Origin of the sequence: Caballeronia sp. dw_19, from assembly GCF_018449515.1 — a bacterium.
Classification (GTDB): Bacteria; Pseudomonadota; Gammaproteobacteria; order Burkholderiales; family Burkholderiaceae; genus Caballeronia.
In genome coordinates this window covers 1-356 of sequence record NZ_JAAVUQ010000132.1, presented here as the reverse complement: position 1 = coordinate 356, position 356 = coordinate 1, and the positions used below count along the sequence as shown (strand labels likewise).

The following is a 356-nucleotide window of genomic DNA, read 5'->3' as shown; positions in this document are numbered from 1 at the left end:
AAACCCTGTTCGATGAGCTTGCGCTTTTGCTGTGACACCGCATAGCCCGCACTCCCGGCGATTGACTCGGGCACTGCCGACTGGCGGCCTGACTTGTTTTGCGCCACGTGAGGCGTGATGTTCATTTCCTGGCAAGCCTTGATGAACTCTGCGGCGTCATAGCCTTTGTCTGCCCCCAGCGTGATCTCGCGCGTTGGATCGCCAAGCGCCTGGCGGGCATCGTTGATCAGTACTTTGGCCGCTTCGCGCTCGGCATAGCCATCGGCCAGCGTCACCACGGCACTGGCGATCAGCCCATGGCGGTTGTCGCTCAACGTGTGGCCCATGTAGCGTAGCTCGCTTGCCGTTTTGCCCTT

Annotated in this window: 1 protein-coding gene; it reads right to left on the bottom strand. The window is 61.0% G+C overall.

The features are described 5' to 3' along the window. A partial coding sequence (locus tag HB376_RS40650; RefSeq protein ID WP_213769318.1) for a transposase occupies positions 1 to 356 on the bottom strand: 356 nt, incomplete at both ends.